Below are 14,277 nucleotides of genomic sequence, written 5' to 3'. Positions count from 1 at the left end.
CCAACGTGCCGCGCTTGCACAGATCCGCGTCACAACTCAAGCTATGCCCCATTCGCTAAATGTCCGTCTAAGGAAAAGGCCCCCCGACATGCGTATTCTTATCACCGGTGGTGCCGGTTTCATCGGCTCTGCCCTGATCCGCCACCTGATTCAACACACCGAGCACGAAGTGCTCAACCTGGACAAACTGACCTACGCCGGCAACCTGGAGTCGCTGACCAGCATCGCGTCCAACAGCCGCTATGAGTTCGTCCAGGCCGATATCGTCGACCAGGCCACCGTCAGCGCCGTGCTCGCGCGCTTCGAGCCCCAGGCGATCATGCACCTGGCGGCCGAGTCCCATGTCGACCGTTCCATCGACGGCCCGTCGGATTTTATCCAGACCAACATTGTCGGCACCTACAGCCTGCTGGAAGCTGCCCGCGCGTATTGGCAAACGCTCGCAGAGCCGGCCAGGAGCGCGTTCCGCTTCCACCACATCTCCACCGACGAGGTGTACGGCGACCTGCACGGCGTGGACGATCTGTTCACTGAAACCACGCCCTACGCCCCCAGCTCGCCCTACTCGGCCAGCAAGGCCGCGTCCGACCACCTGGTTCGCGCCTGGCAGCGCACGTATGGCCTGCCGGTATTGCTGACCAACTGCTCGAACAACTACGGGCCGTTTCATTTCCCCGAGAAGCTGATCCCCCTGGTGATCCTCAACGCCCTCGCTGGCAAGCCGTTGCCAGTCTATGGCGACGGCTTGCAGGTCCGCGACTGGCTGTTCGTCGAAGACCACGCCCGTGCGTTGCTCAAGGTGGTGACCGAAGGCGTGGTCGGCGAGACCTACAACATCGGCGGCCACAACGAGCAGAAGAATATCGACGTGGTACGCAGCATCTGCGCCCTGCTGGAAGAGCTGGCACCGCAACACCCGGCCGGTGTCGCGCACTTTGCCGACCTGATCACCTTCGTCAAGGACCGCCCCGGCCACGACCAGCGCTACGCCATCGATGCCAGCAAGATCGAACGCGAGTTGGGCTGGGTGCCGCAAGAAACCTTTGAAACCGGGCTGCGCAAAACCGTGCAGTGGTACCTCGATAACCTGGAATGGTGCCGCAGGGTCCAGGACGGCAGTTATCAGGGCGAACGATTGGGCAATACCGACATGAAGGATCTGCTTGCATGACAAAGGGAATCGTATTGGCCGGCGGCTCCGGCACCCGTTTGCACCCCATCACCCTGGGCGTGTCCAAGCAACTGTTGCCGGTGTATGACAAGCCGATGATCTACTACCCGATCTCGGTGCTGATGCTCGCGGGAATCAAGGACATCCTGGTGATCTCCACGCCGGTGGACTTGCCGCAATACCGCAATCTGCTGGGGGATGGCAGCCAGTTCGGCGTGCGTTTCAGCTATGCGGAGCAGCCGTCGCCGGACGGTTTGGCTCAAGCCTTCATCATTGGCGAAGCATTCATCGGCGACGATCCGGTGTGCCTGATCCTGGGCGACAATATTTTCCATGGCCAACACTTCGGTGATCAACTGCGCACCGCGGCCGAACGCCCGTCCGGCGCCACCGTGTTCGGCTATTGGGTCAAAGATCCAGAGCGTTTCGGCGTAATCGACTTCGACAAAGAGGGCCGCGCCCTGTCGATCGAAGAGAAGCCGGCGAAGCCGAAATCCAGCTATGCCGTGACCGGTCTGTATTTCTACGATAACGACGTGATCAACATCGCCAAGGCGGTCAAGCCCTCGCCACGCGGAGAGCTGGAGATTACCGACATAAACAATGCTTATCTCCAACGCGGCGACCTGCATGTAGAGCGCTTCGGCCGTGGCTTTGCCTGGCTCGACACCGGCACCCACGACAGCCTGCTCGAAGCCTCGACCTATGTGCAGACCATCGAGCACCGCCAAGGGCTGAAAGTTGCCTGCCTTGAAGAGATCGCTTACGAGAATGGCTGGATCGATCGTGACCATCTGCTGGAACGCGCCAAGTACTTTGGCAAAACCGGCTACGGTCAATATTTGTACACGCTCGCCGGGGAAGCTGAATGAATGTAACCGCCACTGAGTTGCCCGGTGTATTGATCATCGAGCCGAAGGTTTTTGGCGATGAGCGCGGCTTTTTCTACGAGAGCTTCAACGCCCGGGATTTTGCCCAGGCCACAGGTTTACAACCACAATTTGTGCAGGACAACCACTCACGCTCGCAAAAAGGCGTGCTGCGGGGCCTGCACTATCAGATCGAACACGCCCAGGGCAAACTGGTACGCGTGACAGCGGGTGAAGTATTGGATGTGGCGGTGGATATCCGCCGCAGTTCGCCTAATTTCGGCAGGTGGGCCAGCGTGCGCCTGTCTGCCGACAATAGCCGCCAATTGTGGATTCCACCGGGGTTCGCCCACGGCTTTGTGGTCCTCAGCGACTACGCCGAGTTTCTCTACAAGACGACCGACTACTACACGCCTGCCGCAGAGCGTTGCATTCGCTGGAACGACACCGAACTCGACATCGATTGGCAGTTGGACGGCACACCGACATTGTCCGCCAAAGATCAGAACGGCAAAGACCTGAAGGACGCGGAGCTATTCCCTTGAGCAGCCGCCTTAAAATTCTGATCACCGGCCAACACGGCCAACTCTCCCAAGAGCTGCAACAACGGCTCCTGGGCCTGGGCGAACTCATCGTGCTGGGCCGCGACAGGCTGGACCTGGCTCACGTCGACCAGATCCGCCAGCAAGTGCGCGCCCATCGCCCCGACCTGATCATCAACGCCGCGGCCCACACCGCGGTCGATCAGGCCGAAAGCGAGCCGGACGCGGCCTTCGCGATCAATGCCACCGCGCCCGGCGTTCTCGCCGAAGAAGCCAAGGCCTTGGGCGTGCCGCTGATCCATTACTCCACCGACTACGTGTTCGACGGCAGTAAAACCGCGCCCTACACCGAAGCCGACACACCCAACCCGCTGGGCGTCTACGGCCAGAGCAAGCTCGCCGGTGAGCAGGCGATCGTGGCAGTCGGGGGCGAATACCTGATCCTGCGCACCAGTTGGGTTTACTCCCTTCACGGCAAGAACTTCCTGTTGACCATGCAGCGTCTGCTGCAAGAAAAACCGCAGATGCGGATCGTCGCCGACCAGATCGGCGCGCCGACCTGGGCCGGCACCATCGCCAACAGCACCCGCGCGTTGATCGAGCGCTGGCAGGCCGGGCAAGCGGGCGACTGGGGTGTCTATCACCTGACCGCCCAAGGCGAAACGTCGTGGTTCGGCTTCGCCCAGGCGATTGGCGAGCACCTGCGCGCCACAGGCAAACCCTGCGCCGACCTGGAAGCGATCCCGTCCAGCGCCTACCCGACGCCGGCCAGGCGCCCACTGAACTCGCGCCTCGATTGCAGCCGTCTGCAACAGCAGTGGCAGGTCAGCCAGCCACAGTGGCAAGACGCATTGCGCGAGTGTCTTGCACAGCAGCACTAGGCATAATGCGCCTGTACCCTCAGGCGCATGACTCCCATGACCCCACCCCTCCCGCGAAGACCCCGCTGGCGCAGCCTCGCCCTGTTGGCGCTGTGCCTGGCGCCGCTGCTGTGGCCGCTGGAGCACCTGGCCGAGCGCTACTACCGCAGCGAACTGGCCGGGCAGAACCGCCAGACCCTCGACCTGTACGTCGCCAACCTGCTGGGCACCCTGCACCGCTATGAAGTGCTGCCGCAGATCCTCGGCGACTTGCCAGCCCTGCGCACCGCGCTGGCGGCACCGCAGGTCAGTACCAACCTGGCCAACGCCAACCTGTTGCTCAAGGACGTCGCCGCCCAGGCCGGGGTCGAAGTGATGTACCTGATGGACACCACCGGCAAGACCCTCGCTGCGTCCAACTGGGACAAGCAAGACAGCTTCGTCGGGCGCAATTTCTCGTTCCGCCCGTATTTCAGCGAAGCCATGGCCGGACGCCTGGGCCGATTCTTCGGCTTGGGCACCACCTCGGCCAAACGCGGCTACTTCTTCGCCGCCGCGGTGCGCGATGGCGAGAAAGTCATCGGTGTGCTGGTGGTCAAGGTCGACCTGGACCACACCGAAAGCCTGTGGGGCAACACCCCCGAGCAACTGCTGGTCACCGACCACAACGGCGTCGTGATCCTGACCTCGCGCCCGCAATGGCGGTTCCGCGCCACCCGGCCACTGACGGACGAAGAGCACCAGGCGATCATCGCGATCCAGCCCTACCCGACCCGCGATCCGCAACCGCTGGCCTTGAGCCCGACGGCCTGGCTGCGCCAATCCACGGCCATCGCCGAAACCGGCTGGAACGTGGAGATCCTCGCGCCACAATCGTTGATCAACCGCCCGGTACGCACCGTGGTCGCGGTGGGCGGCGCCACGCTGTTGGTGCTGATGTTGCTGCTGGGCCTGATGATGCAGCGCCGTCGGCACTACCTGGACCGCATCGCCTTCGAAGCCAAGGCCCGACGCGAACTGGAAATGCGCGTGGCCGAGCGTACCAGCGACCTGGAAGGGCTCAACCGACGCCTGAAACAGGAAGTGCTGGAGCGCGAACATGCGCAGCAGGAACTGGTGCGCGCCCAGGACGACCTGGTGCAGGCGGGCAAACTGTCGGCGCTGGGCACCATGTCGGCGAGCATCAGCCACGAGCTCAATCAACCCCTGGCGGCGATTCGCAGCTACGCGGAAAACGCCGAAATCCTGCTCGACCATGAGCGAACCGACGACGCGCGCGGCAATCTCAAACTGATCAGCGAACTGACCGGCCGCATGGCCTCGATCATCGCCCACTTGCGCGCGTTCGCCCGCCGCGATCGGCATGCGCCGGAAAGCGTCGCCCTGCAACCGGCACTGGACGACGCGCTGGCGTTGCTGGCCAAACGGCGGCGCGCGATGGAAGTCGAGCTGATCCGCGATTTGCCCGAGGCGACCTTGTGGGTCGAGGCCGGTGAAACCCGCCTACGCCAGGTGCTGGGCAACCTGCTGGCCAATGCCCTCGACGCCCTCACCGAAAAAGGCCCGCCGCGCAAACTCTGGCTGAGTGCCGAAACCACCGAGCAGGGCGTCAACCTGTACATTCGCGACAACGGCCCGGGGTTTTGCATGGAAGCCCTGGGACGCGCCAGCGAGCCGTTCTATACCACCAAGACCCGCACCCAGGGCCTCGGGCTGGGCCTGGCGATCTGTGACACCTTGATGCGTGCCTTTGGTGGCGAACTGCTGTTTGCCAACCACAAGCAAGGCGGCGCGCTGTTAACCTTGAAATTGCGTGCCGGCTCGCCGGGCGTCAGTCTGCAACCGTCCGAGGACCGCAGTGTATGAGTATCGATAACCAGATTCAGGTGGTGTTGATCGACGACGATCCACACTTGCGTCAGGCCTTGTGCCAGACCCTGGACCTGGCCGGGCTGAAAGTCCTGCCCCTGGGCGAAGCCACCGGCCTCACCGCACAGCTGTCGCGGGATTGGCCGGGCGTGGTGGTCAGCGATATCCGCATGCCTGGCATGGACGGCCTGGAGCTGCTGGCCGAGCTGCACGGCCAGGACCCGGAGCTGCCAGTGCTGCTGATCACCGGCCACGGCGATGTACCGCTGGCGGTGCAGGCCATGCGTGCCGGTGCGTATGACTTCCTCGAAAAGCCGTTCGCCAGCGACGCCCTGCTCGACCGCGTGCGCCGCGCCCTGGCCCTGCGCCGGCTGGTGCTGGATAACCGCAGCCTGCGCCTGGCCCTCAGCGATCGCCAGCAATTGAGCACGCGCCTGGTCGGGCATTCCCCGCAAATGCTGCGCCTGCGCGAGCAGATCGGCGCGCTGGCGGCAACCAAGGCCGATGTACTGATCCTCGGCGAAACCGGCGCCGGCAAAGAGGTGGTCGCCCGCGCACTGCACGACTTGTCGAGCCGGCGCAGCGGGCCTTTCGTGGCGATCAACGCCGGCGCGCTCGCCGAGTCGGTGGTCGAAAGCGAGCTGTTCGGCCACGAGCCGGGCGCCTTTACCGGCGCGCAAAAACGCCGCATCGGCAAATTCGAATTCGCCAACGGCGGCACATTGTTCCTCGACGAAATCGAAAGCATGAGCCTGGACGTGCAGGTCAAGCTGCTGCGCCTGCTGCAGGAGCGCGTGGTCGAGCGCCTGGGCGGCAATCAACTGATCCCGCTGGATATCCGCATCATCGCCGCCACCAAGGAAGACCTGCGCCAGTCCGCCGACCAGGGCCGCTTCCGCGCCGACTTGTATTACCGCCTCAACGTCGCGCCGTTGCGCATTCCACCGCTGCGTGAGCGCGGTGAAGATGCGTTGATGCTGTTCCAGCACTTTGCCGACGAAGCCAGCAGCCGCCATGGCCTGCCGCTGCACGAATTGCAGCCGGGCCAGCGCGCGCTGCTGCTGCGCCACAGTTGGCCGGGCAATGTGCGGGAATTGCAGAACGCCGCCGAGCGCTTCGCCCTGGGCCTGGAGTTGGCGCTGGACAACACCCCGGACAATCTCTCCGCCGGCCTGCTGACCTCCACCCCCGGCGGCCTGAGCGAACAAGTCGAACAGTTCGAAAAAAGCCTGATCGCCGCCGAACTGAGCCGCCCCCACAGTTCCCTGCGCAGCCTCGCCGAAGCCCTCGGCGTACCGCGCAAGACCCTGCATGACAAACTGCGCAAGCACGGCCTCAACTTTGCCGACAGCGCCAGCCACAGCAGCGACGACGAATGACCCACCCTACCCACCAAGAGGCCGCCATGAGCCGCGACAGCCGTTACCTGGAATCTATCCTCCACCACGACATCCCCCTCACCCGGGAAATGGGCCTCAAGGTGCTCGACTGGCAACACGGCCAATTGCAACTGCACTTGCCCCTGCAAGCCAATATCAACCACAAGAGCACCATGTTCGGCGGCAGCCTCTATTGCGGCGCGGTCTTGGCGGGTTGGGGTTGGCTGCACTTGCAGTTGCGCGAAGAAGGCATTCTCGAAGACGGGCATATCGTGATCCAGGAAGGGCAGATCAGTTACCCGCTGCCGGTCACACGAGACGCGACCGTGATCTGCCAGGCGCCGGAGGAGAAAGTGTGGAAGCGCTTTGTGGCGACGTACAAGCGCTATGGCCGCGCGCGGTTGACCCTGGAAACGTGGATTGTGAATGACGGCAGTGACGAGCGCGCAGTGGTTTTCAGCGGCCAGTACGTCCTGCACCGCTAGCCGCCGCGCCACAAAACAAAGTGGGAGCAAGTCGAATCGTCGCACCGCCCCTCCCACATGTTGATCTGCTGAGGCCTTAAGCGCGGGCCAGGGTGAGCAGGCGTTCGCGCCACGCGGCTTTGGCCGGCAGCGCCAGGAAGAACGGGTTCAGCAACGATTCCCGCGCCGGATAGCTGAACGGCTCGCCGCTCAACTCCAGCACTTCGCCGCCCGCACCTTCGAGCACGCCCTGGGCTGCGGCGGTATCCCACTGGGAGGTCGGCGCCAGGCGCGGGTAGCAATCGGCACTGCCTTCGGCCAACAGGCAAAACTTCAACGAGCTGCCGATATTCGCCAGCTTCAACTCACCCAAGCCTTCGCTCAAGCCCTGGAGCAAACGCTCCTGCTCAGGGCTGCTGTGTCGGCGGCTGGCAACCACGGTAAACGCCTCGCCGGCGGCCGGGGCCAGGCGCACCTGGATCGGCCTGGGCGCTTCGTTCACATCGGAGCGCCACGCCCCCAGGCCCGCGCCGCCAAAGTAGCAACGGCCGCTGGTGGGCATCGACACCACGCCAAACACCACGCGGCCCTGTTCGATCAACGCGATGTTGACAGTGAACTCATCGCTGCCGGAAATGAATTCCTTGGTGCCATCCAACGGGTCCACCAACCACCAGCGCTGCCAGCCGGCACGCACGCTCTGGTCGATATCGGCGTCTTCTTCAGAAAGCACCGGGATGCTTGGGTCCAGCGCGGTAAGGCCGGCGAGAATCAGATGATGAGCGGCAAGGTCCGCCGCCGTCACGGGTGAATTATCGGACTTGGACGTCACGGCCACATTGGCGCGCCAGAACGGCATGATGACTTCACCGGCCTGGCGCGCCAGCTCGATCACCGGGGCAATGAATGGGTGGCCTAGAAACAATTCGCTCATGCGCTGAACACTCCACGCTGGGTCAACAGGTCTCGTACCAGGTACAGCGCGGCCAGGGCACGGCCTTCGCTGAACTGCTCGTTTTGCGCCAGTTGCGCCAGCTCGCGCAGGTTGACCCGGTCTACACGCATCGGCTCGGGCTCATCGCCTTCCAGGCGTTCTTCATACAGATCGGTGGCCAGTACCACCTGGATTTTCTGGCTCATGTAGCCAGGCGACAGCGAAAGCTCGGTGAGGTGCTCCAACTGGCGTGCGCCATAGCCGGCTTCTTCCTTGAGTTCACGGTCCGCCGCCGCCAGCACATCCTCGCCCGGCTCGATCAAACCCTTGGGCAGCGAAAGCTCGTATTCGTCGGTCCCGCCGCAGTATTCCTCCACCAGCAACGCATGCTCGGCGTCGATCATCGCCACGATCATCACCGCGCCGTAGCCGGCACCGCGCCCCACCAGGCGCTCGTAGGTCCGTTCTACGCCGTTGGAAAAGCGCAATTGCACTGCTTCCACGCGGAACAAACGGCTACTGGCGACTATTTCGCGGGAGAGGACGGTGGGTTTCTGGCGCATAAGCGGCTCCTTGGGGTGATCGGGTTACTATACCGTGGCTTTTCCGATTGTCTGTGTCGGATATCTTTACTTACGTGAGAACGCCCCATGCCCTCTTTGCCCTGGCACGCCATCGACACCGTCCTGCTGGACATGGACGGCACCCTGCTCGACCTGCATTACGACAACCACTTCTGGATGGAACACCTGCCCCAACGCTACGCCGAGCTGCATGGGGTGAGCCGTGCCATGGCCGAGATGGAGTTGCAGCCTCTGTTCGAGCGTAACGCCGGCCAGTTGCAATGGTATTGCCTGGATTTCTGGAGTACCGAGCTGAAAATCCCGGTGCGCGAACTCAAGCAGGAAACCGCCCACCTGATCGCCCTGCGTGCGGATGCCGATACGTTTCTGGCGGCGATCCGACAGGCCGGCAAGCGCGTGATCCTGATCACCAACGCGCACCGTGATTCGCTGTCATTGAAGATGGAACGCATCGAGCTGGCGCCGTATTTCGAGCGGATGATCAGTTCCCACGACTACGGTTTCGCCAAGGAAAACCCACAGTTCTGGGACGCCCTGCAGGCCGATATCGACTTCGACCCGGCGCGCAGCCTGTTCATCGACGACACCTTGCCGATCCTGCGCAGCGCCAGGGACTTCGGCGTGGGGCATTTGCTGGCGGTGAAAGAGCCGGACAGCAAAAAAGGGCCAAAGGACACCGGGGAATTTGCGGCAGTCGAAGACTACCGGGATCTCATTGTCGGACTCTGAACCCATGTGGGAGCAAGCCCCCACACAGGTTTACCGCGTGTACTACTCGGGAATACGCAGCGTCTGCCCCGGGTAGATCTTGTCCGGATGCGACAACATCGGCTTGTTGGCCTCAAAGATCTTGTTGTACAGATTGGCGTTGCCGTACACCGCCAGGGAAATCGCGCTGAGGGTGTCGCCCTTCTTCACCACGACAAAACGCGCCGCCACAATCGGTGCGGGGTCGGTGACCTTGATCTGGTCATCCACACTCGCGACCCCGGCAATATTGCCCAGCGCCAGCAGGATCTTCTCTTTCTCTTCCTGGCTGGCGACTTCGCCGGTCACGGTCACCTTGTCGCCGTCAACCGTGGTCTGTACGTTCGGATTACCCAGACCGACCTTGGCCACATGCTCTTTCAACTGCTCGCTGGCGTTCGCATTACCCGGCGTCAACAGGTCGATCAACTTTTCGCCGGCTTCCTTAACAAAGCTCAAAATACTCATGCTGCTCTCTCCTTGGGTTTGAGTTCCAGATGCCAAAGACTAGACCAGCCCAACAGATCTGGGTTCCCAGCCGCCTAAAGACCCAAACACGCTAGAATCCCCCCGCCATTGGAATAAGCCCTGGAGCGAAGATGGACATCAAGCAGCTGAAATTCCTCATCGCCCTCGACGAGACGCGCCACTTCGGCCAGGCGGCCGCGCGTTGCCATATCACCCAGCCGACCCTGTCGATGCGCCTGCGCAGCCTCGAAGAAGAACTCGATCTGCCACTGGTCAACCGTGGCCAGCGCTTCGAAGGCTTCACCGCCCCGGGTGAGCGCGTGCTGGCCTGGGCGCGCACGGTGCTGGCGGCGTATGACGGCCTGCTGGCCGAAGCCGCAGCCTGTCGCGGCAACCTGGTGGGGACGTTGCGCCTGGGCGTGGTGCCGCTGTCGAGTTTCGATCCGTTGGCGCTGATGCAGCAACTGCATACAGAACACCCAAGCCTGCGCTTTGAGCTGTCGGCCCTCAGCTCTGAACAGATCCTCGAACAATTGGCGAGCAATCGCCTGGACCTCGGCGTGTCCTACCTCGACCGCCTGGACAACGAGCGCTTCGACTCCCTGGCCCTCGGCGAAACCCGCATGGGCCTGCTGTACGACCAACGCTATTTCAGCTTCGGCGAAAAGCCCCTGAGCTGGGAAGCCCTGATCGAACTGCCGCTGGGCATGCTCACCAGCGGCATGCACTTCCGTCAGTCCATCGATCACAACTTCCATAGCCGGGGCCTGCACCCGCAACCGTTGTTGCAGACCGACGCGGTCCATCAGTTGTTACAAGCGGTTCACGGCGGGCTGTGCTGTGCGGTGATGCCCTTGGACGGTGGCCTGGATGCGCTGACCGAGCATCTGCGCCTGCAACCGATCGAAGACGCCCACACCCTGGCGCGCCTGGGGCTGATCATGCGCCGCAGCGCCCCGCGCTCTGCGTTGGCGGAAGCGTGTTTCGCGCTGTTTCAGAAATCGCAAACCGAGTCTTGATCGACGTCATCTATCGGTAGATCAGTACTGGCAATTAGACGCGACGCTTTGTCGCGCCTAGTCTAAACACTGACCCATCCGCCGTCGGTACTGCCTCATGAACGCCAAGCGCCCAGTCTGCGCGGCGCCCGCTGCTCAAACGCCCGCGTCCGCCGCCAGCCAGAGCTACCAGTTTTGCACGCTCGAACACACGGAAGTCGCCAGCACCGCGTTGGCGGAAGAAGTGGCGTTGGCGATTGCCTATAACGACATCAGCCAGGCCGTGATGCTGGTGACGCCGACGGACCTCGAAGACTTCATTGTAGGCTTCAGTATCGGCAGCGGCATTATCGCCGACGTTAGCGACATTTATGACCTGAAACTCAGCGGCACGGGCTCTGCCCAGTACGCTCAGGTGCAGATTTCCAGTCGCGCGTTCTGGAACCTCAAGCAGCAGCGCCGCCAACTGGCCGGTACCAGCGGTTGCGGGTTGTGCGGCGTGGAAGCGCTGGAACACGCCCTGCCGGACCTTGAGGTACTGCCCGGCGCGCCCCTGCCGCCGGCCGAGTGGCTCGACGGCCTGCGCCAGCGCATCAGCGCGTTCCAGCCTCTGGGCCAGCACAGCGGCGCGGTGCATGCGGCGGTGTTCATGAACAACCAGGGCGAACTGCTGCTGGGCCGCGAAGACATCGGCCGACACAACGCCCTCGATAAATTGATCGGCGCGCTGATCCGCCAACGGATTCCAAGCGAAGGCGGCCTGGCCATTGTCACCAGCCGTTGCAGCCTTGAGTTGATCCAGAAAGTCCTGCGCGCAGGCATCCAGACCCTGGTCAGCCTGTCGTCGCCCACCGGCCTGGCCCTGCAATGGGCACGCCGGCACAACCTCAATCTCATCCACCTGCCGCAGAAAAGTGCGCCGCGGGTCTACAGCCCTGCGATGGAGAAACAGCCATGAGCAATCACCACCAAGCCGACCAACCCCCAACCCCGCGCTACAAGCCTTACAAGGGTGCGGCGGGCGGCTGGGGCGCGCTGATCAGCGTGGCGCAGGCATGGCTGACCAGCGACAACGCGCTGAAAAACCTGCGCATGATGCTCAAGACCAACCAGAACGGCGGCTTCGACTGCCCGGGCTGCGCCTGGGGCGACTCGCCGGAAAGCGGCATGGTCAAGTTCTGCGAAAACGGTGCCAAGGCAGTCAACTGGGAAGCCACCAAACGCCGCGTCGATGCCGCGTTCTTCGCCAAACACAGCGTCACCGCGTTGCTGGAGCAAAGTGACTATTGGCTGGAATACCAGGGCCGCCTGACCGAGCCGATGCGCTACGACGCACAGACCGACCGTTACCAGCCCATCAGTTGGGAGGCGGCGTTCGAGCTGATCGGCCAGCACCTCAACGCCCTGCCGAGCCCGGACATGGCCGAGTTCTACACCTCGGGCCGCGCCAGCAACGAAGCGGCGTACCTGTACCAGTTGTTCGTGCGCGCCTACGGCACCAACAACTTCCCGGATTGCTCGAACATGTGCCACGAAGCCAGTGGCGTGGCCCTGGCGCAAAGTGTCGGTGTCGGCAAAGGCACCGTGACCTTTGACGACTTCGAACACGCCGACGCGATTTTCGTCTGGGGCCAGAACCCCGGCACCAACCACCCGCGCATGCTCGAACCGCTGCGCGAAGCGGTGAAGCGCGGCGCTCAAGTGGTGTGCATCAACCCGCTGAAAGAGCGCGGCCTGGAACGCTTCCAGCACCCGCAACACCCGCTGGAAATGCTCACCAACGGCGACAAGCCGACCAATACCGCATACTTCCGCCCGGCGCTGGGGGGCGACATGGCCATCCTGCGCGGCATGGCCAAGTTCCTGCTGTTGTGGGAGCGCCAGGCCCAGGCCGAAGGCAAGGCAGCGGTGTTCGACCACGACTTCCTCAACGAACACACCACCCACGTGCTCGATTACCTCGGACAGATCGATGACACCTCCTGGGAAGAAATCGTCGCGCAGTCCGGCCTGCCCCTGGTGGAAATCGAGCAAGCGGCGCGCATGTACGCCAAAGGCAAGAACGTGATCATGTGTTGGGCGATGGGCATCACCCAGCATCGTCACTCGGTGCCGACCATCCAGGAAATCGCCAACCTGATGCTGCTGCGCGGCAATATCGGCCGCCCGGGCGCCGGCCTGTGCCCGGTGCGCGGCCACAGTAACGTGCAGGGCGACCGCACCATGGGCATCAACGAACGGCCGCCGGTGGCGTTCCTCGACGCCCTGGAGCGGCGCTTCCAGTTCCAGGTGCCGCGCACCAACGGGCACAACGTGGTCGAGGCGATCCACGCCATGCTGGAAGGCCGCGCCAAAGTATTTATCGGCCTGGGCGGCAACTTCGCCCAAGCCACCCCGGACAGCCCGCGCACCTTCGAAGCCCTGCGCAATTGCGACCTGACCGTGCAGATCAGCACCAAGCTCAACCGCAGCCACCTGATGCACGGCAAAGACGCGCTGATCCTGCCGTGCCTGGGCCGCACCGACATCGACATCCAGGCCGAAGGCCCGCAGGCGGTGACGGTGGAAGACTCGTTCAGCATGGTCCACGGCTCCAACGGCCAGCTGCAACCGCTGTCGAGCCGGATGAAATCCGAGCCAGCCATTCTCGCCGGCATCGCCGCCGCCACCCTGGGCAGCCAACCGGTGGACTGGAACTGGCTGGTGGCCGACTACGGACGTATTCGCGAGCTGATCGCCGACACCATCCCAGGCTTCAAGGACTTCAACGAGCGGATCAAAAACCCGGGCGGTTTCTACCTGGGCAACGCCGCCGGGGCACGTCGCTGGAACACGCCTTCGGGCCGCGCCAACTTCCGCCCGAACGTTCTGCCCAAGGACCTGATCCACGAACGCACCCACGCCACCGGGCACGTGCCGGACCTGATCATGCAGTCGATGCGCTCCCACGATCAGTACAACACCACCATTTATGGCCTGGACGACCGCTATCGCGGGGTCAAAGGTCAACGCGACGTGTTGTTCGTCAACGAAGCCGACATCATCCGCCTGGGCTTCAAGCCGGGGCAAAAGGCCGACATCGTGTCGCTGTGGGAAGACGGCCGTGAGCGCCGCGTAAAAGGCTTCACCTTGCTCGCGTTCGATATTCCGGCGGGGCAGGCAGCGGCTTACTACCCGGAAGTGAACCCGCTGGTGCCCTTGGAAAGCACCGGGGATGGCAGCCATACGCCGACGTCGAAATTTGTGGCGATCCGCCTGGAAGCGGCGAGCGACAATGGCCTGATCATGGCGCGCTCGGCGTAAATCCCGGGCACAAAAAAGGCCGCTTTTGCATAAAAGCGGCCGTTCCGAAGTAACTAAAGACCCGCCGAAATCACTTAAGTTCCCTAGCT

At 63.1% G+C, this 14,277-nt stretch carries 14 protein-coding genes; 11 read left to right on the top strand and 3 right to left on the bottom strand.

Features of this window, described 5'->3' with window-relative positions:
• Positions 1 to 88 precede the first annotated feature (88 nt).
• The 7 genes from rfbB to AC07W0_RS16340 are packed head-to-tail and all read left to right on the top strand — an operon-like array spanning position 89 to position 7,175.
• Positions 89 to 1,171 (top strand): dTDP-glucose 4,6-dehydratase, encoded by a 1,083-nt coding sequence (gene rfbB / locus AC07W0_RS16370; RefSeq protein WP_017848549.1) that lies wholly within the window; start codon positions 89 to 91, stop codon positions 1,169 to 1,171.
• Complete coding sequence (rfbA, locus tag AC07W0_RS16365) at positions 1,168 to 2,043, top strand: glucose-1-phosphate thymidylyltransferase RfbA (protein WP_017848550.1); 876 nt, start codon at positions 1,168 to 1,170, stop codon at positions 2,041 to 2,043. The genes rfbB and rfbA overlap by 4 nt, the downstream gene beginning before the upstream one ends.
• On the top strand, positions 2,040 to 2,585 hold the full coding sequence (gene rfbC / locus AC07W0_RS16360; RefSeq protein WP_102617761.1) for a dTDP-4-dehydrorhamnose 3,5-epimerase: 546 nt from the start codon (positions 2,040 to 2,042) through the stop codon (positions 2,583 to 2,585). Before rfbA ends, rfbC begins: the two co-directional genes overlap by 4 nt.
• Entirely contained in the window at positions 2,582 to 3,463 is an 882-nt protein-coding gene (gene rfbD / locus AC07W0_RS16355) for a dTDP-4-dehydrorhamnose reductase (RefSeq protein WP_017848552.1), read from the top strand. The genes rfbC and rfbD overlap by 4 nt, the downstream gene beginning before the upstream one ends.
• Positions 3,464 to 3,499: 36 nt before the next feature.
• Positions 3,500 to 5,308 carry a sensor histidine kinase gene (locus AC07W0_RS16350; RefSeq protein WP_046488743.1) on the top strand — a complete coding sequence of 603 codons (1,809 nt, stop codon included), beginning with the start codon at positions 3,500 to 3,502 and terminating at the stop codon, positions 5,306 to 5,308.
• Positions 5,305 to 6,690 (top strand): sigma-54-dependent transcriptional regulator, encoded by a 1,386-nt coding sequence (locus AC07W0_RS16345; RefSeq protein WP_017848554.1) that lies wholly within the window; start codon positions 5,305 to 5,307, stop codon positions 6,688 to 6,690. Before AC07W0_RS16350 ends, AC07W0_RS16345 begins: the two co-directional genes overlap by 4 nt.
• Before the next feature lie 26 nt (positions 6,691 to 6,716).
• The gene (locus AC07W0_RS16340) at positions 6,717 to 7,175 is read left to right on the top strand and encodes a YiiD C-terminal domain-containing protein (RefSeq protein ID WP_017848555.1); all 459 of its coding nucleotides are present in this window, start codon (positions 6,717 to 6,719) and stop codon (positions 7,173 to 7,175) included.
• 76 nt (positions 7,176 to 7,251) lie between these two features.
• Here the strand turns inward: AC07W0_RS16340 and cysQ are convergent, their stop codons facing one another.
• Together cysQ and nudE are read right to left on the bottom strand one after the other, a co-directional pair.
• The gene (cysQ, locus tag AC07W0_RS16335) at positions 7,252 to 8,088 is read right to left on the bottom strand and encodes a 3'(2'),5'-bisphosphate nucleotidase CysQ (RefSeq protein ID WP_017848556.1); all 837 of its coding nucleotides are present in this window, start codon (positions 8,086 to 8,088) and stop codon (positions 7,252 to 7,254) included.
• The gene (gene nudE / locus AC07W0_RS16330; RefSeq protein ID WP_017848557.1) at positions 8,085 to 8,651 is read right to left on the bottom strand and encodes an ADP compounds hydrolase NudE; all 567 of its coding nucleotides are present in this window, start codon (positions 8,649 to 8,651) and stop codon (positions 8,085 to 8,087) included. Before nudE ends, cysQ begins: the two co-directional genes overlap by 4 nt.
• An 87-nt stretch (positions 8,652 to 8,738) precedes the next feature.
• Between nudE and yrfG the strand changes: the two genes are divergently transcribed.
• Entirely contained in the window at positions 8,739 to 9,401 is a 663-nt protein-coding gene (gene yrfG, locus AC07W0_RS16325; protein WP_046385044.1) for a GMP/IMP nucleotidase, read from the top strand.
• A 42-nt stretch (positions 9,402 to 9,443) separates the two neighbouring features.
• Here the strand turns inward: yrfG and lysM are convergent, their stop codons facing one another.
• Complete coding sequence (lysM, locus tag AC07W0_RS16320; protein ID WP_017848559.1) at positions 9,444 to 9,887, bottom strand: peptidoglycan-binding protein LysM; 444 nt, start codon at positions 9,885 to 9,887, stop codon at positions 9,444 to 9,446.
• A gap of 131 nt (positions 9,888 to 10,018) precedes the next feature.
• Between lysM and AC07W0_RS16315 the strand changes: the two genes are divergently transcribed.
• From AC07W0_RS16315 to AC07W0_RS16305, 3 genes are all read left to right on the top strand, one after another.
• The gene (locus AC07W0_RS16315; RefSeq protein ID WP_017848560.1) at positions 10,019 to 10,906 is read left to right on the top strand and encodes a LysR family transcriptional regulator; all 888 of its coding nucleotides are present in this window, start codon (positions 10,019 to 10,021) and stop codon (positions 10,904 to 10,906) included.
• Between the two features lie 97 nt (positions 10,907 to 11,003).
• Positions 11,004 to 11,843 carry a formate dehydrogenase accessory sulfurtransferase FdhD gene (gene fdhD / locus AC07W0_RS16310; RefSeq protein WP_102617762.1) on the top strand — a complete coding sequence of 280 codons (840 nt, stop codon included), beginning with the start codon at positions 11,004 to 11,006 and terminating at the stop codon, positions 11,841 to 11,843.
• Positions 11,840 to 14,188 (top strand): FdhF/YdeP family oxidoreductase, encoded by a 2,349-nt coding sequence (locus tag AC07W0_RS16305; RefSeq protein ID WP_102617763.1) that lies wholly within the window; start codon positions 11,840 to 11,842, stop codon positions 14,186 to 14,188. Before fdhD ends, AC07W0_RS16305 begins: the two co-directional genes overlap by 4 nt.
• The last annotated feature ends 89 nt before the right edge of the window (positions 14,189 to 14,277 follow it).

The organism is Pseudomonas sp. GW704-F2, from assembly GCF_059423025.1.
The sequence above is the reverse complement of the archived record's forward strand: the minus strand, read 5'-3'. Positions and strand labels throughout refer to the sequence as shown.